The sequence below is a fragment of the Burkholderia lata genome (genome assembly GCF_902499025.1).
Taxonomy (GTDB): domain Bacteria; phylum Pseudomonadota; class Gammaproteobacteria; order Burkholderiales; family Burkholderiaceae; genus Burkholderia; species Burkholderia lata_C.
The window spans coordinates 105254-130364 of record NZ_CABVPW010000014.1; the positions used below are offsets into that span (position 1 = coordinate 105254).

The following is a 25111-nucleotide window of genomic DNA, read 5'->3' on the forward strand; positions in this document are numbered from 1 at the left end:
GGCATCGGGAAATCCAATGTATCGGTCGAATGTGACACGCGCGTTCCCGCCGCCTCGATGGCCACGACGCGTGATATGCGGTTTAATGCCCCGCATCATCAGCATTAAGAGACATGAAATGCTCGACCTCGACGACCTTCGACTCGTCCGCGCGATCGGCACGTCGCGCTCGCTGGCCTCGGCCGCGCGTCTGCTCGATCTCACGCCGCCCGCGGTCACGATTCGGCTGCAGCGGATGGAAGCGCGATTGAACGCCCGGCTCGCCGTGCGGCAGCCGAAAGGGATCGCGTTGACCGACGAAGGGCAACGGCTGTACCAGGAAGCCGTCGACATTCTCGAGCGCGTGGAGGCGCTGCCGGTCAGCATCTCGGGCGACCACGGCGACGTGCGCGGCACGCTGCGCGTCGTCGCCCCGCTCGGCTTCGGCCGCAAGTACGTCGCGCGGATCGTGCGCGACGTGCAACGCGCGCATCCGAAGCTCGACATCGCGCTCCACCTGTCGGAGAGCCCGTTGACCAGCGCGTCGGGCGCCGACGTGGTCGTTCACGTCGGCAGCCTCAAGTCGTCGTCGTGGATCGGGTATCCGCTCGCGCCCAACGAGCGCTTTCTGTGCGCGAGCCCGGCCTATGCACGGCGCATCAAGGAATTGAATCATCCATCCGACCTCGCCCGCTACGACTGCCTGTGCCTGCGCGAGAACGACGAGGACATCCCGCGCTGGCGCTTCTCGCAAGGCGGCGACGTCAAGGGCGAACCGCGCCGGTCCGTCGTGATCCGCGTCACCGGCGCGCTGTCGTCGAACGACGGCACCGTCATCACGGAATGGGCGCTGGCCGGGCTCGGGATCGTCGAGCGCTCCGAGTGGGACGTCGCGCCGCTGCTGGCGAACGGCAAGCTCGTCCGGTTGCTGCCCGACTGGCACCTGCCGCCCGCGCCGGTGACGGCGCTGCTGCCGTCGCGCACCGGCCGTTCCGCGCGGCAACGGGTGTTTCTCGAAGCCGCGACGCGGTTTCTCAGCCCGCCGCCATGGCGCGGCCATGCATGAGTCTCGCCAGAATCCACACGATCCGGTTGATTAAACCGCCTTTAATGCCGGATTAGCGATGCGTTAAACACGAGACTCATTGACGGCCCTACAGTGTTCGCATCGGCAACCCTCCGAGGCAACGCATCGTGGACCTTCAATCCCTCAACACCCCGGCCGCCCTGATCGACGCCGGCCGCATGCGGCACAACATCGGCCGCATGCAGGCGCATCTGGACGCACTCGGCGTCAGGTTCCGGCCGCACGTCAAGACCACCAAGTGCACGCACGTCGTCGATGCCCAGCTCGCAGCCGGCGCGCAGGGCATCACGGTGTCGACGCTCAAGGAAGCCGAACAGTTCTTCGCGCACGGAATCCGGGACATCGTCTACGCAGTCGGCATGGTGCCCGCGAAGCTGGGCCAGGCGCTCGCGCTGCGCCGGCAGGGTTGCGACCTGAAGCTGGTCGCCGACAGCCTGCCGGCCGCGCACGCGATCGCCGAATTCGGGCGCGCGCACGGCGAGCGCTTCGACGTGTGGATCGAGGTCGACGTCGACGGCCACCGCTCCGGGATCCCGCCCGACGCCGACCTGCTGATCGACGTGGGCCGCGCACTGGTCGACGGCGGGATGGTGCTCGGCGGGGTACTGGCACACGCGGGTTCCAGCTACGAATACAGCACGCCCGACGCGCTGGCGGCGATCGCCGAGCAGGAACGCAGCCGCACCGTGCGCGCGGCGGAGCGCCTCCGGGCTGCCGGGCTGCCCTGCCCGGTCGTGAGCATCGGTTCGACGCCCACCGCCCTCGCGGCGGAACACCTCGAAGGCGTCACCGAGGTTCGCGCCGGTGTGTACGTGATGTTCGACCTCGTGATGCACAACATCGGCGTGTGCGACCTGTCTGACATCGCGCTGTCGGTGCTGACCACCGTCATCGGGCATCAGGAAGAGAAAGGCTGGGCGATCGTCGACGCAGGCTGGATGGCGATGAGCCGCGACCGCGGCACGCAGCGTCAGGTGCACGACTTCGGCTACGGGCAGGTCTGCACCGAACACGGCGACGTGCTCGGCGACTACGTGATGAGCGCTGCCAACCAGGAGCACGGGATCGTGTCGCGCGCGGGCTCGCCCGACGCCGGCATCGCGCAACGGTTTCCGATCGGCACCCGCCTGCGCATCCTGCCGAATCACGCGTGCGCCACCGGTGCGCAACATCCCGAGTATCAGGCGATCGGCGAAGACGGCGGCACGCAGACATGGCCGCGCTTCTACGGGTGGTGATCCAACCCGCGCACCCGCGCCGCCTCACCGAGTAATTGACTATTTGTCCAAATCTGGACAAACTTTAAACAATTCCGATTTACCTTGCGCCGAAGGCGCTTGCCCGAACATGCCGACCGACGCCCGACTCCTGCTTCTCGACCGCGATGCCGTCGAGCCCGCCCTCCAGGCCGCGCAAGTGACGGCGGCGGTTCGCGAAGCCTTCGTGCTGCATAGTCAACGCGCCGGACGCGTGTTCCCGGTGGTCCGCGAGAAACTGCACACCGGCGGCGTGTTCGGCATCAAGTCGGGCGACGTCGCGTGCCAGGATCTGCTCGGTTTCAAGGCGGCCGGGTTCTGGCCCGGCAACCGGACGCTCGGCGGCGAACCGCATCAGGCCACCGTCGCGCTGTTCGACCCGGCCACGGGCCGCCCGCTGTGCATCATGGACGGCAATGCGATCACCACCGCGCGAACCGGCGCCGCCGGCGGCCTCGGGCTGCAACGGCTCGCGCGTCGCGACAGCACGCGAATCTGCGTGTTCGGCACCGGCGTGCAGGCGCGCGTCCAGCTCGACTACGCGCTCGGGCTGCTGCCGCAACGGTGCACGGTGCAATACGTGAACGTCAGCGGCGAGCCTGACCCGGCGTTCGAAGCGGCCTTCCGGGAACGATGCGCGATCGGCGTGGCGCGCGACCGGAACGACGCGGTGGCCAATAGCGACGTGGTCATCACGGCAACGCCCGGCGGCGGCCCGCTGTTCGATGCGGAGGCGGTGCAGCCGGGCACTCACCTGACCTGCGTGGGCACCGACACCGCCGGCAAGCGCGAGCTGCCGGCAGGCGTGCTGGAACGCGCGCGCATCGTCGTGGACGATCACGACCAGGCCCGCCGCATCGGCGAGTGCCAGTGGGCGCCGGATTTGCCACGCACGGAAATCGGTGACATCCTCGCCGGAACCGCGACGGTCGACCGCGCGCCGCACGAGATCACCGTCTTCGACATGACCGGGCTCGCGCTGCAGGACCTGACCGTCGCACGCTTCCTGTATCGGCAGGCCCTTGAAAACGGCACCGGAACGTCCATTCCGTGGCCGTGGTAAACGACTCACCCTTATCCGCCATGCGTCTCACCCAAGTTTCCGCCGTCTCGTTCGACCTGGACGACACCCTGTGGCCGTTCGGCCCGTCCGTCATCCGCGCCGAAGCGACGCTTCGCACGTGGCTGATCGAGCACGCGCCCGGTACCGAGCGTGTGCTGCCCACGCAGCAGGCGCTGAGCGACTTGCGTGAGGAATACGAACGATTGTGCCCCGATCTCGCCGGCGATTTCCGGGCGATGAGAATCGGTTCGATCAGGCTTGCGCTGGAGCGCGCGAACGAAGATGTCGCGCTCACCGATCGTGCGTACGCAGCCTTCTATGCCGCGCGCAACCGGGTCGAATTCTATGACGATGCATTGCCGGCGCTCGCGTGGTTGAGCGCGCGGTTTCCGTTGATCGCGGTGACCAACGGCAACGCGGATCTGCGGCTGACCGGCGGCGGCGAGTTCTTTCGTGCGACGCTCAGCGCGCAGGCGTTCGGGGTCGCGAAGCCGGAGCCCGGGATATTTCATGCGGCAGCCGAGGCCCTCGATGTGCAGCCGGCGGAACTGCTGCATGTCGGCGACGATTATCACCTCGATGTCGTCGGCGCATTGAACGCAGGGCTTCAGGCAGCCTGGGTGGTGCGCGATACGCATCCGGAAGCGGAGCGTGTGCAGAAACAGGCCGCGACGACGCACCTGACGCTCAGCGACCTGTCGATGCTGTGTCGCATGCTCGGCGGGCCTGACGACGTGGCGTGAGCACCTGCGTGCGCCGCGTTCGCGACGCACGTTTCACCACCACCATGATTGCGGCGCGACTGCCGCTCGCCGACTGCTCAAACGTAGCGGTCGGCCACGCCGATGCAGCGCATGACCGGCCGCCGCACGTTCACGCCGCCTTGCGCGCGTCCGCGATCCGCTGCGGCGCCTTCGGCCGCGCATACAACCGTTCGAGGTACGCGCGCAGCTGCGGGAACGATTCGATCAGGTTGCACTCGCCCGCCCAGTCGATCAGGTAGGCCGTCACGCAATCGGCCACCGTCAGCGTGTCGCCGACGATGAACTCGCGCCCTTCCAGATGCTTGTCGAGGATCGCGGCCATCGTCCTGAAATCCTCGCGCGCCAGTTCGATGTCGGCCGGCGAGCGCTTCTCCGGCGGATAGATGAACGAATGCCGCGTGATCCGCCACAGCGGCTGCTCGAGCTCCGTCACCGCGAACATCACCCACCGGTAAGCCTCGGCCCGCAGCGCCGGATCGACCGGCAGCAGCGCCTTCTCCGGGTACTTGTCCGCGAGATACAGCACGATCGCGGCCGACTCGGGAATCACGAGGTCGCCGTCCACCAGCACGGGCACCTTGCCGGCCGGATTGAGGCGCAGGAATTCGGGCCGCTTGTGCTCGCCCTGGAGCAGGTTCACCGAGACGAACTCGAAATCGGCATCCAGCTCCTTCAGCCCCCACAGCGCGCGTTGCGAGCGGGTGCCGGCAAATCCGTAAAGCTTCATCGCCAGTCTCCATCCAGAATGTCGGGAAAACGTCCGCCTGCCGGCCACGGCGCATCGCCGATACGCGACGCGTGGCCTCGCTCGGCGTTCACGCGCCGGGAATCGCCAGCACCGGCATCACGTCGATCGCCACGCCCGGGAACAGCGTGAAATGCGGATGGCCTTCGAACAGCGCGGCCGCCGCGTCGTGCGACGCCGCCCGCACGACGGTGAAGCCGCTCATCGCGTTCGCCGTGTCCGTGACGCCGGCGGCATCGATGGTCTTCGTCTTGCCGAGCGGCCCGCCCATCTCGACGATCGCGTCGCGATGCCGGTCGACCCACGCATGCCATGCGGCGATGCCGTCGCGCTCGCGCGTGTGCCGCTCCTCTTCCGGCATCGCCATCCAGGCCTTCATCGCCGGGCTATCCTTGGTCCCGAGAAAAACCGCGAGATACAACTGCTGTTGAGCACTCATGCTGTCCCCTTCGGTGACGGACGCGACGGGCTGCCGCGCCTCGACCTTGACAAGATAGGTTGATATCAACACAATTGCAACATGGCACGAAAAGAAAAGCTCCCTTTCGAAACGACGCTGATGGTGCGCGATTGCTGCCTGTGCCTGCACATGCAGCGCGCGGCGCGCAATCTTGCGCGGATTTTCGACGATGTGCTGCGTCCGCTGGATCTCACCAACGGCCAGTTTTCGCTGCTGATGTCGCTGAACCGGCCGCAGCCGGCGCCGATGAAATCGGTCGCGTCGCTGCTCGCGATGGATCGCACCACGCTCACGGCCGCGCTCAAGCCGCTCGAGCGGCGCGGCCTGGTCACGATCATGCAGGACCCGGACGACCGGCGCAGCCGCCTGCTCGAACTGACGCAGGCCGGCCACGACCTGCTGGCCGAAGCGTTTCCGCTGTGGCAGCAGACGCATGCCGAGATCGAACGGCCGTTCGCGCCAGGGGAAGTCGATCAGTTGCGCGGCCAGTTGCGCGCGCTGTCGGTCGGTCCGGTCGATCCGCCCGCGCGCGACTGAACCGGCGCGCGCATCCCGGCGGCGGGCGCGCTTACTTCCGGCCCTTTTTCGGCATCAGCAGTTGTGCGAATTCCTGCAGGAAGGCCACGGGCCCGTGCGCATGCAGCGCCTGCCCGCTGCTCAGCGCGCCGTCGATGACGGTCGCGAGCCGCAATGCGAAGGTTTCCGGTTCGTCGATGCCCATCGCCCCCGCCAGTTCGGTCAGCCGGCGCCGGAGCTCCTGCTTGTGCGCGACGGCCACCTTGCGGGCCGGATGGTTGCCGTCCGCATATTCGGCGGCGATGTTGATCTGCGGGCAGCCGCGATAGCCGGGGCGCGCAATGCGCTCGCCGATCCATTGCAGCTGCGCGTCCAGCTCCTCGCGCGGCGTGCGCCGGTATTGCGCGGCCACCGCATCCCAATGCGCCCAGAAATCGGCGTCCTCGCGCAGCAGGAACGCTTCGATCAGGTCGTCCTTCGTCGTGAAGTGACGATAGAGGCTCGTCTTCGCGACGCCCGCCTGCGCGACGATCAGATCCACGCCGACCGCGCGCGTACCCTCCCGGTAGAACAGCTCGCTGGCCGTCTGCAGAATGCGCTCACGCGTATCCGGCACGTTCCCTGGTGACCCTGTTTCCTTTTTCATCCCGACCCGGCCGTGCTGGCCGCTCACTCCCGCAACAGTGATCCGATCATAGCACCGCGTGCTTGACGACGCTACAGGTCTGTACTATAAAACAGACCGTTCTGTATCGGAGTTGATCATGGATGATCGAATGACGGTTGCAGTCTATGGCGCCACGGGTCATACCGGGCGGTTTGTCGTCGCCGAACTGGCACGGCGCGGCCTGCGCGCGATCCGCATCGGCCGCGATGCCGCGCGGCTCGCGGAAGACGGCGGCGACGCGACGCTCGCGCGCGTCGCCGCGATCGACGATCCGGCCGCGCTCGACGCCGCGCTGCGCGGCGCGGCGGCGGTGATCAACTGCGCAGGCCCGTACCTCGATACCGCGCTGCCGCTGGCCGATGCCGCGCTGCGGGCCGGCATTCCCTATCTCGACCTGACCGCCGAGCAGCCGTCGGTGCTGGCGCTGGCCGAACACGGCGATGCGCGGGCGCGTGCCGCGGGCGTGACGATCGTGCCGGCCGCGGCGTTCTACGGCGGCCTGGCCGACCTGCTCGTCACCGCCGTCGTGGACCAGCACCAGCCGATCGAGCGCGTCGATATCGCGACCGGGCTCGACCGCTGGCACCCGACGCGCGGCACGCGCGTGACGGGCGAACGCAATCGCGCGGTGCGCGTCGTGCAGAAGGACGGGAAGCCGACGCCGGTGCCGTCGACTCCACGCGAGCGCGCATGGCCGTTCCCGTCGCCGATCGGCCGCGTCGACGTGACGCTGCTGCCGTTTTCGGAAGTGATGACACTGTCGCGTCACCTGCGCATCGATACGATCGAATCGTGGCTCGCCACCGTCGCGCTGCGCGACGTGCGCGATACGGCCACGCCGCCGCCCGAGCCGACCGACGCGCTGGGCCGCTCGGCGCAGCAATTCGCGATGGACGCGATCGTCGTGCAGGGCGGCACGACGCACCGCGCGACGGCGTCCGGGCAGGACATCTACGCGGTCAGCGCACCGATCATCGTCGAGGCGGCCGTGCGCCTGATCGCGGGCAATACCGTGGTGTCGGGCGGCGTGCGCAGTCTCGGCGAGCTGTTCGACGCGCGCGATTTCCTCGCGGCGCTCGATACGGTGGCAGTATCGTTCGGCACGACAACCGATCCGGTTTTTCACAAGGAGACGCAAGCATGAGCAGTAACGAGAAAGGCGCGTATTTCCGTTCGCTTCACCGCGCGGGCCAACCGCTGGCGCTGTTCAACGTGTGGGACGCCGGCAGCGCGCGCACGGCGGCGGACGCGGGCGCCGTCGCGCTGGCAACCGGCAGCTGGTCGGTTGCGGCGGCCAACGGTTTCGTCGACGGCGAGCAGATGCCGCGCGCGCTGATGATGGATGTGCTCGAGCGGATCACGCGCGCGACGGACCTGCCCGTCACCGTCGATCTCGAAAGCGGGTACGGCGAGCGGCCGGAGGATGTCGCCGAGACGATCGCGCTCAGCATCAAGGCCGGCGCGATCGGCTGCAACCTCGAGGACAGCTTCCCGGCGACGGGCGAATTGCGTGATGTCGACGCCGCCGCAGCCCGTCTCGCGGCGGCACGGCAGGCCGCGGATCGCGCGGGCGCCGACTACTTCATCAACGCGCGCACCGACGTGTTCTTCAAGGCGCCGGCCGACACGCACGACGAGCGCCTGCTCGACGCCACGCTGGCCCGCGCGCGTGCTTATGCCGCGGCCGGTGCCGACGGCCTGTTCGTGCCGGGGCTGCGCTCGCCGGCGCTCATTCGCGCGCTGACGGCCGCATCGCCGCTGCCGGTGAACGTGATGCGCGTCACGGAGACGCCGACGCTCGCAGAATTCGCGGAATACGGCGTGGCCCGCATCAGCCACGGGCCGTATCCGTACCTGCAGGCGATGAAGACGCTGGCGGAGATGGTCAGGCAAGGCAGCTGACAGCTTCGCGGAGCGGCCGGCCTCGCGCGCGCATCGAACGATTACATCCCATGTAATTGGCGCGCGACACGGCCGCTCCTACGCTTCGGGTGTCGCGCCGCCATTCCGGCGGCGTGCATCACCCCGGAGACATCATGTCCGCCTATCCGCTTCACACCATCGACTCGGCACCGGCCGCATCGAAGCCCGTCCTCCAGCAACTCCAGCAAACCTTCGGCATCGTCCCGAACATCGCGGCGGCCATGGCCGCGTCGCCGGTGCTGATCAACGGCTTCATCGGCCTGTTCGAGCGCGTGCACGCGAGCAGCCTCACCGAGCCGCAGATCCAGACGCTCCTGCTCACCAACGCGGTCACGAACGCGAGCGAATGGCCGGTCGCGTTCCATACCGCGCTTGCGCTGAAACAGGGTGTGACCCACGCCGACGTCGACGCGATCCGCCACGGCGCCCTGCCCCGCGACGCGAAACTGGCCGCGCTGTCGGCCACCGCGCGCAAGCTGATCGACACCCGCGGCCGCCTGCCCGATGCCGACCGGCAGTCGTTCGTCGACGCCGGCTTCAGCGACGAACAGTTGCTGGAGGTGATCGCGGTGGTCGCCGCATCGACGATCACGAACTACGTCGGCAGCGTGACACGGCCCGCGCTCGAAGCACCGTTCGACGCATTTGCGTGGCATGCGAACGCCGCGTGAGTCCGATATAGTCGATCGGTCGCTCACGGAACGCCCTGGGAGGCACGATGAACGCCAGCCGCCGCGAACCGCACGCGCCGCCGCACGAACTGGGCCAGTTGCTGCGCTACTGGCGCGACGTGCGCGGCGTGAGCCAGCTCGACCTGTCGCTCGACGCGGGCATCTCGCAGCGCCAGATCAGCTTCATCGAAAGCGGGCGCAGCGTGCCGGGCCGTGACACGCTGCTGACGCTCGCGCAAACTCTGGACGTGCCGCTGCGCGAGCGCAACGCGCTGCTGCTCGCGGCCGGCTATGCGCCCGTGTATTCGGAAGCGCCGTGGGATGCGCAGGAAATGCAGGGGGTGATCGGCGCGCTCGAACGGGTCGTGCGCCAGCACGATCCGTTTCCGGCGATCGTGATGGACCGCCACTGGAACGTGCTGATGAGCAACGACGCGGCGCCGCGCTTTTTCGGCTGCTTCATCGACATGGCCGCGCGCGAAGGCCCGCGCAACCTGCTGCGCCTGATGTTCGATCCGCACGGGATGCGGCCGTTCGTGGCCGACTGGGATACGGTGTCGCGCAGCCTGCTGCAACGCGTGCATCGCGAATCGGTCGGCCGCGTGATCGACGACGACACGCGGCAACTGCTCGACGACCTGCTCGCCAGCCCCGATGCGCCGCGCGACTGGAAAACGCCGCCGGCGCCGGCCGCCGCGCCGTCGCTGCCGGTCATCCCGATCGGCTTCGTGCACGAAGGCGTCGTGCTGCGCTACTTCTCGCTGGTCACGACGGTGGGGACGCCGCAAAGCGCCGCCGCGCAGGAGCTGCGCATGGAGTGCATGTTCCCCGCCGACGACGCGACCGAAGCGCGCCACCGGCAGTTGCTCGACGCGCACGCCCCGGTGCGCTGAGCGGCGGGCCGGGCGGCCCGCCGGCACCGGTCACTCCGCCAGCTCGGGCACCACGCCGACACGCTTCGGCACGCCGGTCACGATCGTTGCGACCGCAATGGCCAGCACGACGGCCGCGGCGATGAACACGCCGGCCGCGCCATTCGCGTCGAACACGACGCCGCCGGCTGCCGCGCCCGTCGCGATCGCGAGCTGGATCGCCGCGACGATCAGGCCGCCCGCGCTTTCGGCTTCATCGGGCACGGTGCGCGTGACCCACGTCGACCACGCAACGGGCACGCCGCCGAACGCCATCCCCCACAACGCGACGAGCACCGCGTCGACCATCGGCGCGCGGCCGAGCGCGACGAGCGCGACGCCGAGCACGACCATCAGCGCGGGCATCCCGATCAGCATCGGCCGCAACCGGTGTTCGAGCACGCGGCCGGCGAGCGACGTGCCGACGAAGTTCGCAATGCCGTAGCCGAGCAGGATCGCCGACAGCCCGTTCACGCCGACGCCCGCGACCTGTTCGAGGAACGGCCGCAGGTACGTGAAGAACGCGAAATGCCCGGTGAACACGAGGATCGTCGCGAACATCCCGAGGCCGACGGTCGGCCGGCGCAGCACGTCGATCAGCGTGCGCAGCCGCGTCGTGCCGCTCGGCGGCATCGACGGCAACGTGAGGATCTGCGACACGAACGAGAGGCCGCCGAGCGCGGCCGCAATCAGGAACACGTTGCGCCAGCCGATCAGGTGGCCGAAATAGCTGCCCATCGGCGCGGACGCGATCGTCGCGACCGCCACGCCGCTGAAGATGATCGACAGCGCCCGCGGCACCATCGCGGTCGGCACGAGCCGCATCGCGGTGGCGGTCGCCATCGTCCAGAAGCCGCCGAGCGCGACGCCGAGCACGACGCGACCGATCAGCAGCGTCGTCAGGTTGGGCGCGAACGCGACCGCCAGGTTCGATGCGACGAGCAGCACCGAGAACACGAGCAGCACGCGCCGCCGGTCGATCGTGCGGGTCAGCGCCGAGATCAGCAGGCTCGTGACGAGCGCGACCGTCGCGGTGGCCGTGACGGCCTGCCCGGCCACGCCTTCGGTCACGCCGAGGCTGTCGGCCATCGGCGTCAGCAGGCTCGCGGGCAGGAATTCGGCCGTGACGAGCCCGAAGACGCCGAGCGTCATCGCGAATACCGCGCCCCAGGCCGGTTCGCGGGGGGCCGCCGTCGAGGCGGCCGTGGAGATTCCGGGATTCATGCGTGGTTCCGTGTCGGTTAGGGAAAGTACTGATGAGGGCGTATCGTAAGGAACCACGTCAGGACGGTCTATGACATACAATCCGTTCTTGTTGATCGATCGTCCGAATCTCGATATGTCCGAGCCCCTGCTGCCTCCCATCCCCGACGTGCACGACCTCGTCAGCGAGCTGCTGCTGGGGATGCGCCTGAGCGGCGTCCAGTACCGCCGCATCCAGGTCGCGCGGCCGTTCGGGCTGAACTTCGGCCATGTGACGGGCCGCGCGCAGTTCCATTTCGTCGGGCGCGGCCCCGTGCTGCTGCGCGACGCGTCGGGCGACACGATGCGGCTCGAGGCCGGCGACGCGATCCTGCTGCCGCACGGCGGCATGCACGCGCTGGTGTCGGACCCCGATGCACCGTGCCGCGAGATCAACGGCTTCGAGGTCGCGAAGATCTGCGATACGGTCGCGTCGGTGGCGTCGGCCGGCGTGTCGCCCGCCGGTTGCGCGGCGACCGAGCCGGGCGCCGGCGATGCGCTGATCTTCAGCGCGTGCATGGAGCTCGATCTCGGCGGCATGCAGCCGCTGGTCGGCACGATGCCCGAGTTCATGCACGTCGGCACGCTGCTCGCGCGCTACCCGGAAATCCGCCCGATGCTCGACGCGATGGAGCGCGAAGCGTGCTCGGCGCGCGCGGGCTTCGCGGGCATCCTCGCGCGGCTCGCGGATGTGGTCGCGGCGTTCATCGTGCGCGGCTGGGTCGAGTGCGGATGCGGCGATGCGACGGGCTGGGTGCAGGCGCTGCGCGAGCCGAAGCTCGGCCGCGCGATCGTCGCGCTGCATCGCGACCCGGGCCGTAACTGGAGCGTGGCGGAACTCGCCACCGAAGCCGGCGTGTCACGTTCGGTGTTCGCCGAACGCTTTCTCGCGGCCACCGGGATGACGCCGGTGCGCTACCTGACCGAGCTGCGGATGCGGCTCGCCGCGCAATGGATCACGCGCGACCACGAGACGATCGAGGCCGTCGCGTACCGGCTCGGCTACGGCTCGCTCGCCGCGTTCAGCCGCGCGTTCAAGCGCGTGGTGGGCAAGCCGCCGGGCGCGGTGCGCGCGGACGGCGAGGTGGTCAGCCCGCACTGAACATCGCCGGCAACCACCGGATGCATCATCAACGTCGTTAATACAAAGAATCAGAAAACGCACTTTTACTTATTGTTTTTGGCTTCCGATAAAGGCGCACCTGCCGCGCACGCCGCGCGGCCCGTCATCTCAACGCTGACCGCCCCACCCCGGAGAAAGCCATGGCCACGGTTCGTCCCGCCGCCTCATCCCCCGCCCTTCCTGCTGCGCCCAACGACCTGAAGCGCATCGCCATCGCGAGCGTGATCGGCACGACGGTCGAATGGTACGACCTGTTCGTCTTCGCCACCGCATCCGCGCTCGTCTTCAACAAGGTGTTCTTCCCGAGCTTCGTGCCGCTCGTCGGTACGCTGCTCGCATTCGGCACCTTCGCGTCCGCGTATCTCGCGCGCATCGTCGGCGCCGCGCTGTTCGGCCATTTCGGCGACCGGCTCGGACGCAAGTCGATGCTGCTCGTATCGCTGGTCCTGATGGGCTGCGCGACGTTCGCGATCGGCCTGTTGCCGGGCTATGGCGCGATCGGCATCTGGGCACCCGTGTCGCTGCTGACGCTGCGCATCGTCCAGGGGCTCGCGCTCGGCGGCGAATGGGGCGGCGCGGTACTGATGGCGGTCGAGCATGCTCCCGCCGGCAAACGCGGCCTGTTCGGTTCGTGGGTGCAGGTCGGCGTGCCCGCCGGCACGCTGATCGCGAACCTCGCGTTCCTCGTCAGCAGTGCGATGTTGTCGCCCGCGGCGCTGCTCGCGTGGGGCTGGCGCATTCCGTTTCTCGCGAGCGCGCTGCTCGTCGGTGTCGGCCTGTATATCCGTCTGAACACGACGGAAACGCCGACCTTCGCGAAGGTCAAGGAATCCGCCGCGCAGGTGAAGCTGCCGATCGCCGCGGTGCTCGGCCGCTATGGCAAGCAGGTCGTGCTGGGCGGCGTCGCGACGATGTCGACCGGCACCGCATTCAACCTGATGGTCGCGTTCGGGCTCACGTACGGTACGCAGACACTCGGCTACTCGCGCGGCGCGATGCTGTCGATCGCATTGATCGCCTGCGCGCTCTGCATCGCGATGCTGCCGCTGTTCGGCCGCCTGTCGGACCGCATCGGCCGCAAACCCGTGATCTTCGGCGGCATTCTCGCCGAGGCGCTGTTTGCGTTTCCGATGTTCTGGCTGCTCGACAGCCGCGAGTTCTCGCTTGCGCTCGCCGGCTACCTGCTGATGATGACCGCGTTCGCGGCCAACTACGGGCCGATCGCGACGTTCCTCGCCGAACTGTTCGGCACCGAAGTGCGCTATTCGGGGCTGTCGGTCAGCTACATGCTGTCGGGCCTGCTCGGCAGCGCCGCCACGCCGATCGTGACGACCGCGCTGCTGTCCGCGACCGGGCGCGGCTCGTCGGTCGCGTGGTACATGGTTGCGTCCGCACTGGTCTCCGCGCTCGCGCTCCTGCTGCTCACGGAAACGCTGAAACGCGACCTGTCCGCGCACGCGCACCGCGACGAACCGGTCGGGGAACGCGCATGAATCCGGCCAGCCGAACGGTGAATCCCGTGACACCCGCCCTCGATCCGTCGCTCGTGCAGCAACTGCGCGACGTGAGCCTGCCGACGCTCGGCCATGTCCTCGAAACCGGCTTCGCACAACCGGTACTGCGTGCGCTCGTCCCCGGCGTCAAGCTGGTGGGCCGTGCGGTCACCCTGCAACTGCGCAGCCCTGACGCGGTCGCGGTCAATCGCGCGCTGGCCCGCCTCGCGACGGGCGACGTGCTCGTGATCGACATGCAGGGCGACCACATGCATGCGTGTGTCGGCGCGGTCACCGCGACGGCCGCGCAATGCACGGGGGCGGCCGGTATCGTCATCGATGGCGCGGCGACCGATCTGCACGAGCTTCGGCAGATCGGACTGCCCGTCTTTGCGCGCGGCACGAGCGCGTTGACGACCAAGCGCCTCGACGACGGCGCCAGCGCATTCGGCCGCTCCGTCCAGTGCGGCGGCGTGACGGTCGCGCCGGGTTCGATCGTGATGGCCGACGACAACGGCGTACTGTTCGCCGACCCGGCGACGCTCGCCGCCGTCATCGACGCCGCGCTCGCGTCGGATCGCGCGGAACCGGCGCTGCTCGCCCGCCTGCGGGCCGGCGAACCGGTATCCGACGTGCTGTCCGTCACCGCGCAGCACGACCATTCGCCGCGCTAATGATCCGCATTAGCACAATGAAATTGACGGGCCGCCCCGCGCGGGCGAACACTACCCCGCCATCAATGCCTGAACATGGAGAGACACCGATGCGATCCTTCGAAGACGCACGCCTGCCGGCCGGCGCGCACGACTGCCCGCCCGACGAATGGGCGATCCGTACCGACCTGGCGGCACTGTACCGCCTCGTCGCGCATTTCCGCATGACGGACATGATCGACACGCACATCTCGGCGCGGCTGCCCGGCGACACACCGACTTTCCTGATCAACCGCTACGGTGTGCTGTTCCACGAGATGCGCGCGTCCGATCTCGTGAAGATCGACGCGCACGGCAACGTGATCGACCCGCGCGCGGCTAGCGAGCCGGCACGGTTCCGCGTCAACGCGGCGGGCTTTACGATCCATTCCGCGGTTCATGCCGCGCGGGACGACCTGCACTTCGTCGTCCACACGCATACCGCGGCAGGCATCGCCGTGTCCGCACAGGAACACGGCCTGCTGCCGATCAGCCAGCACGCGCTGAAGTTCCATGAAAAGCTGGGCTATCACGACTACGAGGGCATTGCGCTCGACCTCGCCGAACGCGAGCGGCTGGTGCGCGACCTGGCCACGCACAAGGCGATGATCCTGCGCAACCACGGCCTGCTTGCGGGCGGTGCCACCGCGGCCGAGGCGTTCCACGAAATCTACTTCCTCGAACGCGCGTGCCAGGCGCAGGTGCAGGCGATGGCCGGCGGCGCGAAGCTGATCGTGCCGCCGGCCGACGTCTGCCGGCGCACGGCCGCGCAATTCACGCGCGACGATTCGGCCGACATCGCCGACACCGCGTGGCGCGCGGCGCTGCGCCTGATCGACGATCCCGCGTCCGACTACCGCTGCTGAAACTCCTTCGTCATGCGCCGGCCCTCCGTGCCGGCCTCTGCCACTGCTTCCGATGACTACAATCGCACTCCTCAGTAAAAGCTATGACATGTCGCACCTCGTCGGATCGATCCGGCGTGCGGCGCCAGCCTTCGACGTCGTGATGCACGGCGAACCGGGCGCGGTCGACGCGGAAATCGCCGCGTGCTGGGATCCGCCTCATGGCGCGCTCGCCGCGATGCCGAACCTGCGGCTCGTCCACAGCATCGCGGCCGGCGTCGACAACATCCTCGCCGATCCCGCGCTGCCCGCACTGCCGCTGTGCCGTGTCGTCGATCCGCAGCATGCGCGCGGCATGAGCGAGTTCGTCACCTGGGGCGTGCTGCATTTCCACCGCCGGCTCGACCTCGCGATGCGCAACCAGCAGGCCGCGCGCTGGTTTCGCCCGGACCAGGCGCATCCGTCGCAATGCACGGTCGGCATCATGGGGCTCGGCGAGATCGGCAGCCGTGTCGCCGTCGATCTCCAGCAACGCGGTTACACAGTTCGCGGCTGGGCGCGCCAGCCACGCGCGTTGCCCGGTATCGACCTGTTCGAGCACGACGACGGCCTGCACGCGTTTCTCGCCGGCACCGACATCCTCGTGTGCCTGCTGCCGCTGACGGATGAAACGCGCGGCATCCTGAATTCGACCACGTTCGATCGGCTGAAGCCCGGTGCGAAGCTGATCCACGTCGGACGCGGCGAGCATCTCGTCGTCGCCGATCTGGCCGCGGCGCTCGAACGCGGCCAGCTCGGCGGCGCGCTCGTCGATGTGTTCCCGGTCGAGCCGCTGCCCGCCGACGATCCGCTCTGGCGCGCGCCGAACCTGATCGTCACGCCGCACATGGCGTCGGTCGCCAGCTCCGACACGATCGGCCAGCAGGTCGCGCAGAACGTACAGCGGCTGCTGGACGGCGAGCCGCTGCGCAACGTGGTGGATGTCGCACGCGGCTACTGACCGCCGGCGGCCGCGTGCCGCCGCGTCACGGCGCGGCCGGTGCGTCGGGCGCCTCCTGGCGGTCGAGAAACGCGTTCAGCGCGTCGACGAACGCCGCCTCGGCCGCATTGAGCTTGCGGTCCTGCGACCACAGGAAGTGGATGTCGACGTCGGCCACGCCTTCGTCGGGCGGCAGGCGCTGGAAACGTCCGTGCGCGATGTCGTCCCGGACGATGTGCTCGGGCAGGCAGCCGATCCCGAGCCCCGCGAAGATGAAGCGCTTGACCTCGGCCATGCTCGACGACGACGCGATCACGCGCCCGGTGAACCCCATCTCGTCGCGAAAGATCGTCAGCGGCGACATGTGATCGCCGACCTTGTCACCGGTGAACGACACGAACGGCAGGCCGGCCAGGTCGGCCGTGCGCAGGCCGTCGCGCCCGAACAGCGGATGGTGGCGCCCGCAGAACAGCGCGTAATGCTGGCGCAGGAACACGCGGGCGTCGATCCGTTTCGGCAGCGCGCGGCGCGGCGTCAGCCCGAGCGTCAGCGCCCGCTGCTGCAGGCTGTTGACGACGTCGGCGCTGCGCATCACCTGGCTTTCGAATTCGATGCGCGGATAGGTGCGATGAAACTCGGCGAGGAAATCGTCGTACGCGGGAAAGTCGATGCCGCTGACGATCCCGATGCGCACGGTGCCCGAGATGTCGTGATCGCGATCGACGTCTGCAAGCGACAGCCGCGAGATCGTGCCGTAGATGTCTTCGGCGATCTGCTGCACCTCGATGCCTGCCTGCGTGACCTCGATGCGCGGCCCGTGGCGGTCGACGAGACGCAGGCCGAGTTGCTCCTCGAGCCGCCGCAACGCCTGGCTCACGGCCGGCTGCGTGAGGTGCAGGCGCATCGCCGCGCGACTCACGCTCTGCTCGCGCGCAATCGCGAGAAAGGTGCGCAGCAGGTTCCAGTCGAGGCGGTCGTTCAGGTAGGTGTCGGGGCGGTCTTTGCTCATCACGGGTCTCGCGGCTTCATCATTCGTGAAAATTATACTCAGGATAACGATTAAAAATTGGACTAATTGTTTTTGATTTTCGATAAAGACGACACGATGAACACCGGCCGCGTGGGCGGCCGACCGATCAGGAACCTCGACGATGCTGAAGATCAATGCGGAGCGGCTCTGGCAGAGCCTCATGGACATGGCGCAAGTGGGCGCGACCGCGAAAGGCGGCGTGCGCCGCCTCGCGCTGACCGACGAAGACGCGGCCGGCCGCGCGCGCTTCGAGACGTGGTGCCGGGACGCGGGGCTCACGCTCACCGTCGATCGCGTCGGCAACCTGTTCGCGCGGCGCGCGGGCCTGCGGCCGGACGCGGCGCCCGTCGCGAGCGGCAGCCACCTCGATACCCAGCCGGAAGGCGGGCGCTTCGACGGCGTGTATGGCGTACTCGCCGCGCTCGAGGTCGTGCGCACGCTGAACGACGCGGGGATCGCCACCGAACGGCCGATCGAGATCGTCGTGTGGACCAACGAGGAAGGCGCGCGGTTCACGCCCGCGATGCTCGGCTCCGCCGCGTTCACCGGCGTGATGCCGCTCGACGCGGCGCTCGCGTCACGCGATGCGGCGGGCGCAAGCGTCGCCGATGCGCTCCGCGCGAGCGGCTATGCGGGCGAGCGCGCGGTGCCCGGCGCGCCGTTCGACGCCTATTTCGAAGCGCATATCGAACAAGGGCCGGTGCTCGAGGAAAACGGCGTGCCGATCGGCGTCGTCACGGGCGGCCAGGCGATCCGCTGGCTCGACGTGCGCGTCGCGGGGCAAGCCGCCCATGCGGGCACGACGCCGATGCAGTACCGGCGAGATGCACTGTTTGCCGCCGCCGACATGGCGGCCGAACTCGAGGCGATCGCCGCCGACTACTTCCCGCTGGGACTGACGACGATCGGCGAATGGCAGATCCGCAACGCGTCGCGCAACACGATCGCGGGCGACGTCACGTTCACGGTCGACCTGCGCCATCCGGACGACGCGGCGATCGCCGACATGGAAGCCGCCGTGCGCGCACGTTTCGGCAAAGTGGCCGCGCGGCGCGGCGTGTCGGTCGGGATCGGGCAACACTGGGTCAGCCCGGCGACGCCGTTCGATCCGGCCTGCGTCGACGCCGTTCAGCGCGCGGTCGACACGCTCGACTATCCGAACCAGCGCATCATCAGCGGCGCCGGACACGACGCGATCCATCTCGCCAAACACTGCCCGACCGCGATGGTGTTCATTCCGTGCGTCGGCGGATTGAGCCACAACGAAGCCGAAGACGCGCTGCCGGCCGATGTGGCACGCGGCGCGGACGTGCTGCTGCACGCGATGCTCGCACGTGCGGCGCGCGTGTAAGCGGCCGATCCTCACGTTACGCCACGCACAACCGGCCCCCTTTCCGACCCCGACACTGCTCCCGACCGTGACCCGCTACCCTGACCGACCGCTTGCCGCGCTGCGACGCGCATGGCTCTTCGTCCCCGGCGCCGATGCCGCCGCTCACGCCACCGCGCTCGGCACGTCCGCCGACGCGATCGTCGCCGACCTGGAGGAAATGACCGCGCCTGCCGACCGGCCGGCCGCGCGCCAGCGCATCGTCTCGCTGCTCGGCGACGCGGCCGCCTGCGGCGCGCTCGGCGCGGTCCGGATCAATCCGCTCGAGCAGGACGGCCAGGACGATCTCGAAGGCGTGATGCGCGGCCGCCCCGGGGCGATCTTCCTGCCGCATGCGGAAACGCCGGCGCAGCTCGCACGGCTCGCCGACGCGCTGACGGCGCTCGAAGCGCGGCACGGCCTGCCGGACAGCTCGACCGAGATCGTGCCGACGATCGAGTCGGCCCGCGGACTCGTGCACCTGGGCGCGATGCTCGCCGCGAGCCCGCGCATCCGTCACGCGATGCTGGCGGTCGAGGATCTCGCGGCAAGCTTCGGCGCGCGCCGCACGCGTGACGGGCTGGAACTGCTGCATGCGCGCAGCCGCTTCCTGATCGAATGCATCGCGGCCGGCTGCCAGCCGATCGACCTGCCCTGCACCTACCTCGCGGCAGACGTCCTCGCGCACGATCTCGACACGTCGACCGGGCTCGGCTTCCGGTCGAAATGCGCGGTGTTCGCCGCGCATGTGGACGCGATCAACCGGGCGCTGACGCCGTCCGATGCGGACGCGCACGCGGCGCGCGCGCTGCTGGATGCCTATCGCGCGCAATCGGCATCCGGCCACGCCGCCGCCCCCTGGCGCATCGATGCGCCCGACGCGAACAATGCGCGCCGGCTGCTCGAACGCCACGCACAATGCCGGCGCGTAGCCGACGCGCATGCGCAGGCGGCGAGCATAAACGCCGCTAATGCTCGGAATTAAAAAACAGAATTTTACGCACGCATATCGGCGACGGATAAACCGCATTGCGGCACGCCAGGGCCACGCCCGACAGAACACCGCGGCACGGCCGGCACCCTCATACGAACGACAGGACAGCCCATGTCTCAACCTGCCCCCCACACGCATCAGCCCGTGCGCGCCGCCACCGCAGCGTTCATCGGCACCGCCGTCGAGTTCTACGACTACTACACGTACGCGACCGCCGCCGCGCTGGTGCTCGGCGACGTGTTCTTCCCGAGCGGCAACCACTTCCTGAGCACCATGGCGTCGTTCGGCACCTTTTTTGTCGGTTTCGTCGCGCGGCCGCTGAGCGGCGCCGTGTTCGGCCACCTCGGCGACCGCATCGGCCGCAAGAAAATGCTCGTGCTCACCATGTTCCTGATGGGGATTGCGACGACCGGCATCGGCCTGTTGCCCGGCTACGCGACGATCGGCATCTGGGCGCCGATCCTGCTGGTGCTGCTGCGGATCCTGCAGGGCATCGCGGTTGGCGGCGAATGGGGCGGCGCCGTGCTGATGGCGAGCGAACACGCGCCGGCCGGCCGCAAGACGTTCTTCGCGTCGTTCCCGCAAATGGGCAGCCCCGCCGGGCTGATCCTGTCGCTGCTCGCGTTCCGCTTCGTCACGTCGCTCGACCACGACAGCTTCGTCAGCTGGGGCTGGCGCCTGCCGTTCCTCGCGAGCTTCGTGCTGCTGCTCGTCGGGATGGCGATCCGGCTCGGCGTGAAGGAGTCGCCCGAATTCGAACGCGTGCGCGATACCAACGCCGTGGCCAAGTACCCCGTCGCCGAAGTGCTGCGCACCGCGTGGGTACCGATCCTGCTGGCCGCCGCGGCAACGACGATCGGCTCGGCCGGATTCTTCTTCACGAATACGTTCATGATTTCGTACGTGACGACCTACCTCGGCATGTCGAAGTCGTTCATTCTCGATTGCCTGTTCGTCGTCACCCTCATCCAGCTGCTGTCGCAGCCCGTCTCCGCGCTGCTCGCGCAACGCTTCGGCGAGACGCGCTTCCTCACCTGCGCGGCCGTGCTGTCGATGCTGACACCCTATCCGATGTTCCTGCTCGTTCAGACCCAGAACCCCGTCGCGATCGTTGCCGGCATTTCGTTTTCGGTCGTCACGCTGTCGGCGATCTACGCGGTCATCGCCGGCTTCATGACCCCGGCGTTTCCGACGCGCGTCCGCTACTCCGGCATCTCGATCGCGTACCAGCTGTGCGCGATGGTCGCCGGCGGTACGACGCCGCTGATCGGTACGATGCTCGCGCAGCAGTTTCGCGGACAATGGCTGCCGCTCGCGGCGTTCTTCACGCTGCTGTCGTTCGTCTCCCTCGTCGGCATTGTCGGGCTCGGGCGCTACTGTCAGCGTCAGCGCGCGACCGTTCGCGGCACGCTGGCGACCAGCCCGTGATACCGGGCCGGTGAGCGATGCGCGCGCAACGCATGAACCCGACCACTCAACCGTTGCGCGCTTCCAGCTTGTCGATCAGCGCCGTCGCACACTGCACGGCAAGCGCCGCGCACTGCTCCGCATCCACGACCGCGCCGCTCGCCACGGTGCCCTGCACGATCCGGCCCAGCAAATCCTTCGAGAGATCGGCGATCTCGTAGTCCCGCTCAGTCATGATGTCCCTCCTGCACGTCGACCGATGACATCGACGCGCTCACTTCCCCTGCCCGTTCAACGCCCTTTTGCCCGCACGACGATCTGCGCCTGCGTGTCGCGTTCGATGCGCTCGAGCGATGCACGCAGCGCCGTGAATTCGTCCGGCGTACACACCTGACGGCCGAAGTTCGCCGTCATCCGCCGCGTGACCTGCACCACGCGCGCGGCCGCGTCGAATACGTAATGCGACGTGAAGTCGACGAAGCGGTCGTGCACGGCCGCGTCGGTCGGCAGATCGGTCACCGCGACGTCGGCCGGCAGCGCGATCTGGCCGGTCTCGTCGAACGTGCCGCCGATGCAGCCCCATGGCTGCGTGCGCACGGGCTCGGCCAGCCAGCTCTCGACCTGCGTCGCGATGCCGCCCGTCAGGCTCGACAGCGCGGGCAACGCGGTCGTGCCGTCGGGCCACACGAAATGATCGAGCGTGCCCGACATCGTCACGTCGAACGGCCCGTCGGTCACGCGCCGGTCGCTGGTCGACAGGTGCGCGCGGCCGCGCAGGCCGCTTTGCCGCAGACGGTTGTTCGCGAGCTGCGCGATCAGGTCGGGCGTCGCGCGGCGAAACAGGTTGCGTTCGAGTTCGGCCGTCCAGCCGTCGTCCTCGATGTACGCATGAAAACGCGTGGCCCCCGGCCCCGCCGCATCGATCTCGACCCGCGCGATGCGGCCGCGCGGCTGCGTGGCCGGCGTGCGCGACAGCACGCCCGTGTCGACGAGCAGCGCGGGACGGTCCATCACGATCGGCGGCAGGTAGCCGAACGCGATGCCGGCCGTCGTCGTGTCCGCGTAAAGCGCGAGATCGGGCAGCCACGTGATCGCGTGATTGATCGCACCGCCGCCGTAACCGGGCACCGACGGCAGCGTATAGACCGACCCGAGATTGAGCAGCACCGGCTCGCTGCGGATGCCGACCGCCGCGAGCAACGCGCCGAACAGCGCGACATGATCCTTGCAGTCGCCGTAGCGGTTGCGCAGGATGTCCGTCACGCGATGCGGCGCGGCGGCGGTTTCACCGAGAAACAGCCCGACGTAGCGGATGTTCGCCTGCACCCAGTCGTACAGGATGCGCGCCTTGTCGTGCGGATCGGCCACGCCCGCCGTGAGCGTGCGCGCCAGTTGCGCAACGGCCGGATCGTCCGTGCCCGGATCGACGGCCGCGTTGCGGTAGCGCGCGGCGAATGCCGCATAGTCGGGCAGCGTCGACACGACGAGCCGGTCGCCGTAGGTCGCGTAGCCGACCGCGCCATTCTCGATGCGGTCGTACGGGCCGTGCCGGTAGTCGAATTCGTAGCGTGTGCGGCCGTTCGCGGTGACCGGCGGCAGCGCGACGTAGCCGCGCGCATCCGCGTACAGCGGCATGTCGGCCGGCACGTCGAAGATCAGCCGCTGGCTGTCGACCGGCTCGCGCGACGGCTCCACGGTATAGCCGAAGTAGCCGCGGTTGACCGGCTTCGTGCGGGTCTTGCGGAACGCCACGCGCGTACTCGACCCGGCTTCGACGCCGGGAAACACGACGGTGCGCAACAGCCCGTCCTGGAACGTCGGCGCGCCGGCCGAGCGCGGCTCCTGCACGTCGCGGATGCCGTCCGCGCCGACCGGATGCGCGACACCGTCGCGGTCGATCGTCTCGGCCGCGAGCAGGTCCACCTTCTCGAGATTCTTGTCGAACCACACGTAGCGCTGCGCGACCGCGTCGATGCCGTTCGCGTTGTTCGCGCGCAGCGTCGAATCGTCGTGCTCGTCGAGCGAACCGTCGTGCTGGATCACGAATTCGTGGACATCGCTGACGAGCGTGACGGGCGCGTCGCCGCCCGTGTCGAGTGTGTTGCCGTTGTCGCGCACATCGGCCATGGCCGCGCCGGCGCCGAGCGCGACGGCGCAGGCGAGCAGCCGGCCGGTCCATCCGGAAGGAAAAAACCCCACGTCGAAGCTCTCCGCGTGTGCATTGCCCGGCGCCAGGGCCGCGCGCCGGCGCGGACGGATCGATCCGCATGACGCGCCCATGACGGCTCGCGCGCCGCGTGCCCGTCGTGCGAACCAGTGTGGGTGACGTGCCGGCGAGCGTCAAGCCGCGCGGCGGCGTGCCGGCCTCGCGGGCATCACCCGCTGCGCCACGCCGGCATGCCGCCCCCGTGCACCCTGTCCCGGGCGAGCGGGCTTTTTTGTATCACGCTGCGACATATAATTCAGTCAGATCGCCCATGCGTGCGACGTCGACGGAATGACGCTCTACCGGACACGACGTGCCGACGTGGGGAAGGAGACATCATGGCGATCATCAATAGCGACTTCGAAATGGGTTACCTCGTGATCGCGTTCACGCTGCTGGGCCTGGTCCTGTTCGGCGCACTGCTGACGGCGCTGCATCTCCGGTGGCATCCGAGACTGGTCGGCGCCGCGCTCGGCGCATTGCTCGGCATCGCGCTGATCGAAGCGATACCGATGCTGACGTGAACACGGTCCGGCGCCCATTCGTCCGATCACGCGCCGCGCGGGGCCGGAACGGCCGGCGCCTGCCACGGAGGCCGTCATGGCTTCGCCGCTCTGCCTGACCTATCGCCAGTGCGGGATTCGCGCGGTCGCGCTCGTCGACCCGGTAGCCGGCGAAGGGCTCGAACTCGGCGCGCTGTACGAGCCGCTCGCCGTCGTGGTCTGGCGCGACGCCCGCGGATGCCACGAGGCACACCTGCTCGACCCGAAACATCACGTGTTCCGCAACGACGCGGACGCGGTCAGGATCTCGATCGCGCTGGCGAAGCGCTTCATCGACACGATGCTCGCCGGCACCTTCACGCCCGCCGGCTGACGGCCGGCCGCGGCGCCTTTCGTCCCTCGTCGTACCGGAGGCGACATGGAACACGGTATCGTCCAGGCGTTCGTGCTGCTCGCGCTCCTCGTGTTCGCGGTGCTGTTCTTCACGGCCGGGCGCGGCCGCGACCGCACGCGCGACCGGCTGCTGCACCGGCCCGCGCGACGCTCGTCACGCTCGCATACGCATCGTCATCCGTAATCGCGTCATCACGCGATCGCACCGCGCAAAAAAAAATCGGCCGGCGGCCGCGCGTCGTTCGATGCGCATGCCGCCGGCCTTTCAGCGGAGGTCCGGTACCGCGGGCGGCACGCGCGATGCGCGCCTACACGCCCCACATCACGTGCCGGCCCTGTTCGTGGGCCGCACGCATCATGTCCAGCAGCGGCCACGCGCGCTGCGCGAGCCCGCCCGCATGCGGCGACACGTCGTCGCGCAGCGCCTGCGTCGAATGCTCGTGTGCGCGTTCGCGCGCCGCATCGTCCCTGATGGCCTGTTCGAGCCGCGCGATCGCACCCGGCAGCTCGTCGGTGGAAATCACGCCGCGAACGTCCAGCCCCTTGCCGACCAGCCCGAGCAGATACTGCGCCAGATCGCGCAGCATCACGATATCGGGTGCGGCGGAGGAGCGAAACGTGATCAGCATCGTCATTTCCCCTTGTCGTCGCCGCGTACCGTACGGCGCATCGTGCCGCCGGTCGCGGCGAGGCCCCGTGGCCATCCCGCTGCGCGTAAGCGCCGCCCGTTCTTCTGAACCGGACGTTCGCCCGGCACGATGCGCGCGTCGCGCGGCCGGGTTCGTATGTGGCG

28 protein-coding genes are annotated in these 25111 nt (G+C 68.8%); 20 read left to right on the forward strand and 8 right to left on the reverse strand.

The window, feature by feature from the left end:
- Nucleotides 1–85: 85 nt before the first annotated feature.
- The 4 genes from BDI24065_RS16240 (at nt 86) to BDI24065_RS16255 (ending at nt 4128) form a co-directional block, all read left to right on the forward strand.
- Nucleotides 86–1045, forward strand: coding sequence for a LysR family transcriptional regulator (locus BDI24065_RS16240; protein WP_438820015.1), 960 nt, complete (start codon nt 86–88; stop codon nt 1043–1045).
- A gap of 128 nt (nt 1046–1173) precedes the next feature.
- Nucleotides 1174–2304 (forward strand): DSD1 family PLP-dependent enzyme, encoded by a 1131-nt coding sequence (locus tag BDI24065_RS16245; protein ID WP_175032132.1) that lies wholly within the window; start codon nt 1174–1176, stop codon nt 2302–2304.
- A gap of 109 nt (nt 2305–2413) precedes the next feature.
- The gene (locus BDI24065_RS16250) at nt 2414–3385 is read left to right on the forward strand and encodes an ornithine cyclodeaminase family protein (protein ID WP_175032195.1); all 972 of its coding nucleotides are present in this window, start codon (nt 2414–2416) and stop codon (nt 3383–3385) included.
- A gap of 20 nt (nt 3386–3405) precedes the next feature.
- Nucleotides 3406–4128, forward strand: coding sequence for an HAD family hydrolase (locus BDI24065_RS16255; protein WP_175032133.1), 723 nt, complete (start codon nt 3406–3408; stop codon nt 4126–4128).
- Between the two features lie 130 nt (nt 4129–4258).
- On the opposite strand, the gene BDI24065_RS16260 is transcribed toward BDI24065_RS16255, so the two are convergent.
- Together BDI24065_RS16260 and BDI24065_RS16265 are read right to left on the reverse strand one after the other, a co-directional pair.
- Nucleotides 4259–4876: a glutathione S-transferase family protein gene (locus BDI24065_RS16260; RefSeq protein ID WP_175015147.1), complete on the reverse strand. Its 618-nt coding sequence runs from the start codon at nt 4874–4876 to the stop codon at nt 4259–4261.
- Nucleotides 4877–4964: 88 nt separating this feature from the next.
- A complete protein-coding gene (locus BDI24065_RS16265; RefSeq protein WP_175032134.1) occupies nt 4965–5333 on the reverse strand; it encodes a hypothetical protein in 369 nt (122 codons plus the stop codon).
- An 81-nt stretch (nt 5334–5414) separates the two neighbouring features.
- On the opposite strand from BDI24065_RS16265, the gene BDI24065_RS16270 reads away from it, so the two are divergent.
- A complete protein-coding gene (locus tag BDI24065_RS16270; RefSeq protein WP_175032135.1) occupies nt 5415–5891 on the forward strand; it encodes a MarR family winged helix-turn-helix transcriptional regulator in 477 nt (158 codons plus the stop codon).
- 31 nt (nt 5892–5922) lie between these two features.
- On the opposite strand, the gene BDI24065_RS16275 is transcribed toward BDI24065_RS16270, so the two are convergent.
- Nucleotides 5923–6516 (reverse strand): TetR/AcrR family transcriptional regulator, encoded by a 594-nt coding sequence (locus BDI24065_RS16275; RefSeq protein WP_175032136.1) that lies wholly within the window; start codon nt 6514–6516, stop codon nt 5923–5925.
- Between the two features lie 118 nt (nt 6517–6634).
- On the opposite strand from BDI24065_RS16275, the gene BDI24065_RS16280 reads away from it, so the two are divergent.
- From BDI24065_RS16280 to BDI24065_RS16295, 4 genes are all read left to right on the forward strand, one after another.
- Nucleotides 6635–7681, forward strand: a complete 1047-nt coding sequence (locus tag BDI24065_RS16280; RefSeq protein ID WP_175032137.1) for a saccharopine dehydrogenase family protein — start codon at nt 6635–6637, stop codon at nt 7679–7681.
- Nucleotides 7678–8439 carry an isocitrate lyase/PEP mutase family protein gene (locus tag BDI24065_RS16285; RefSeq protein ID WP_175032138.1) on the forward strand — a complete coding sequence of 254 codons (762 nt, stop codon included), beginning with the start codon at nt 7678–7680 and terminating at the stop codon, nt 8437–8439. Before BDI24065_RS16280 ends, BDI24065_RS16285 begins: the two co-directional genes overlap by 4 nt.
- Nucleotides 8440–8573: 134 nt before the next feature.
- Nucleotides 8574–9131 (forward strand): carboxymuconolactone decarboxylase family protein, encoded by a 558-nt coding sequence (locus BDI24065_RS16290; protein ID WP_175032139.1) that lies wholly within the window; start codon nt 8574–8576, stop codon nt 9129–9131.
- A gap of 47 nt (nt 9132–9178) precedes the next feature.
- On the forward strand, nt 9179–10024 hold the full coding sequence (locus BDI24065_RS16295; RefSeq protein WP_175032140.1) for a helix-turn-helix domain-containing protein: 846 nt from the start codon (nt 9179–9181) through the stop codon (nt 10022–10024).
- A 30-nt stretch (nt 10025–10054) separates the two neighbouring features.
- On the opposite strand, the gene BDI24065_RS16300 is transcribed toward BDI24065_RS16295, so the two are convergent.
- Nucleotides 10055–11266, reverse strand: a complete 1212-nt coding sequence (locus BDI24065_RS16300; protein WP_175032141.1) for an MFS transporter — start codon at nt 11264–11266, stop codon at nt 10055–10057.
- Nucleotides 11267–11336: 70 nt separating this feature from the next.
- Between BDI24065_RS16300 and BDI24065_RS16305 the strand changes: the two genes are divergently transcribed.
- The 5 genes from BDI24065_RS16305 to BDI24065_RS16325 all read left to right on the forward strand — a co-directional run bounded on the left by BDI24065_RS16305 (nt 11337) and on the right by BDI24065_RS16325 (nt 16437).
- Complete coding sequence (locus BDI24065_RS16305; RefSeq protein ID WP_175032142.1) at nt 11337–12386, forward strand: AraC family transcriptional regulator; 1050 nt, start codon at nt 11337–11339, stop codon at nt 12384–12386.
- A 161-nt stretch (nt 12387–12547) separates the two neighbouring features.
- A complete protein-coding gene (locus BDI24065_RS16310) occupies nt 12548–13900 on the forward strand; it encodes an MFS transporter (protein ID WP_175032143.1) in 1353 nt (450 codons plus the stop codon).
- A gap of 26 nt (nt 13901–13926) precedes the next feature.
- Nucleotides 13927–14574 carry an RraA family protein gene (locus BDI24065_RS16315; protein WP_254609772.1) on the forward strand — a complete coding sequence of 216 codons (648 nt, stop codon included), beginning with the start codon at nt 13927–13929 and terminating at the stop codon, nt 14572–14574.
- 89 nt (nt 14575–14663) lie between these two features.
- Complete coding sequence (locus tag BDI24065_RS16320; RefSeq protein WP_175032145.1) at nt 14664–15458, forward strand: class II aldolase/adducin family protein; 795 nt, start codon at nt 14664–14666, stop codon at nt 15456–15458.
- 52 nt (nt 15459–15510) lie between these two features.
- Nucleotides 15511–16437 carry a 2-hydroxyacid dehydrogenase gene (locus tag BDI24065_RS16325; RefSeq protein ID WP_175032146.1) on the forward strand — a complete coding sequence of 309 codons (927 nt, stop codon included), beginning with the start codon at nt 15511–15513 and terminating at the stop codon, nt 16435–16437.
- A gap of 25 nt (nt 16438–16462) precedes the next feature.
- On the opposite strand, the gene BDI24065_RS16330 is transcribed toward BDI24065_RS16325, so the two are convergent.
- Entirely contained in the window at nt 16463–17425 is a 963-nt protein-coding gene (locus BDI24065_RS16330; RefSeq protein ID WP_174960704.1) for a LysR family transcriptional regulator, read from the reverse strand.
- Between the two features lie 142 nt (nt 17426–17567).
- On the opposite strand from BDI24065_RS16330, the gene BDI24065_RS16335 reads away from it, so the two are divergent.
- The 3 genes from BDI24065_RS16335 (at nt 17568) to BDI24065_RS16345 (ending at nt 21237) form a co-directional block, all read left to right on the forward strand.
- Nucleotides 17568–18797, forward strand: coding sequence for a Zn-dependent hydrolase (locus BDI24065_RS16335; RefSeq protein ID WP_175032147.1), 1230 nt, complete (start codon nt 17568–17570; stop codon nt 18795–18797).
- Nucleotides 18798–18864: 67 nt separating this feature from the next.
- A complete protein-coding gene (locus BDI24065_RS16340) occupies nt 18865–19800 on the forward strand; it encodes an HpcH/HpaI aldolase/citrate lyase family protein (protein ID WP_254609773.1) in 936 nt (311 codons plus the stop codon).
- A 120-nt stretch (nt 19801–19920) separates the two neighbouring features.
- Nucleotides 19921–21237 carry an MFS transporter gene (locus BDI24065_RS16345; RefSeq protein ID WP_175032149.1) on the forward strand — a complete coding sequence of 439 codons (1317 nt, stop codon included), beginning with the start codon at nt 19921–19923 and terminating at the stop codon, nt 21235–21237.
- 46 nt (nt 21238–21283) lie between these two features.
- Here the strand turns inward: BDI24065_RS16345 and BDI24065_RS16350 are convergent, their stop codons facing one another.
- The gene (locus BDI24065_RS16350; protein ID WP_175032150.1) at nt 21284–21451 is read right to left on the reverse strand and encodes a hypothetical protein; all 168 of its coding nucleotides are present in this window, start codon (nt 21449–21451) and stop codon (nt 21284–21286) included.
- Nucleotides 21452–21507: 56 nt separating this feature from the next.
- A complete protein-coding gene (locus BDI24065_RS16355; protein ID WP_175032151.1) occupies nt 21508–23415 on the reverse strand; it encodes a DUF3857 domain-containing transglutaminase family protein in 1908 nt (635 codons plus the stop codon).
- Between the two features lie 345 nt (nt 23416–23760).
- On the opposite strand from BDI24065_RS16355, the gene BDI24065_RS16360 reads away from it, so the two are divergent.
- The 3 genes from BDI24065_RS16360 (at nt 23761) to BDI24065_RS16370 (ending at nt 24502) form a co-directional block, all read left to right on the forward strand.
- The gene (locus BDI24065_RS16360) at nt 23761–23946 is read left to right on the forward strand and encodes a hypothetical protein (RefSeq protein WP_175004594.1); all 186 of its coding nucleotides are present in this window, start codon (nt 23761–23763) and stop codon (nt 23944–23946) included.
- A gap of 76 nt (nt 23947–24022) precedes the next feature.
- Entirely contained in the window at nt 24023–24298 is a 276-nt protein-coding gene (locus BDI24065_RS16365; protein WP_175032152.1) for a hypothetical protein, read from the forward strand.
- A 45-nt stretch (nt 24299–24343) separates the two neighbouring features.
- Nucleotides 24344–24502 carry a hypothetical protein gene (locus tag BDI24065_RS16370; RefSeq protein ID WP_175032153.1) on the forward strand — a complete coding sequence of 53 codons (159 nt, stop codon included), beginning with the start codon at nt 24344–24346 and terminating at the stop codon, nt 24500–24502.
- 124 nt (nt 24503–24626) lie between these two features.
- On the opposite strand, the gene BDI24065_RS16375 is transcribed toward BDI24065_RS16370, so the two are convergent.
- Entirely contained in the window at nt 24627–24947 is a 321-nt protein-coding gene (locus BDI24065_RS16375) for a DUF1840 domain-containing protein (RefSeq protein WP_043179198.1), read from the reverse strand.
- Nucleotides 24948–25111: the final 164 nt, after the last annotated feature.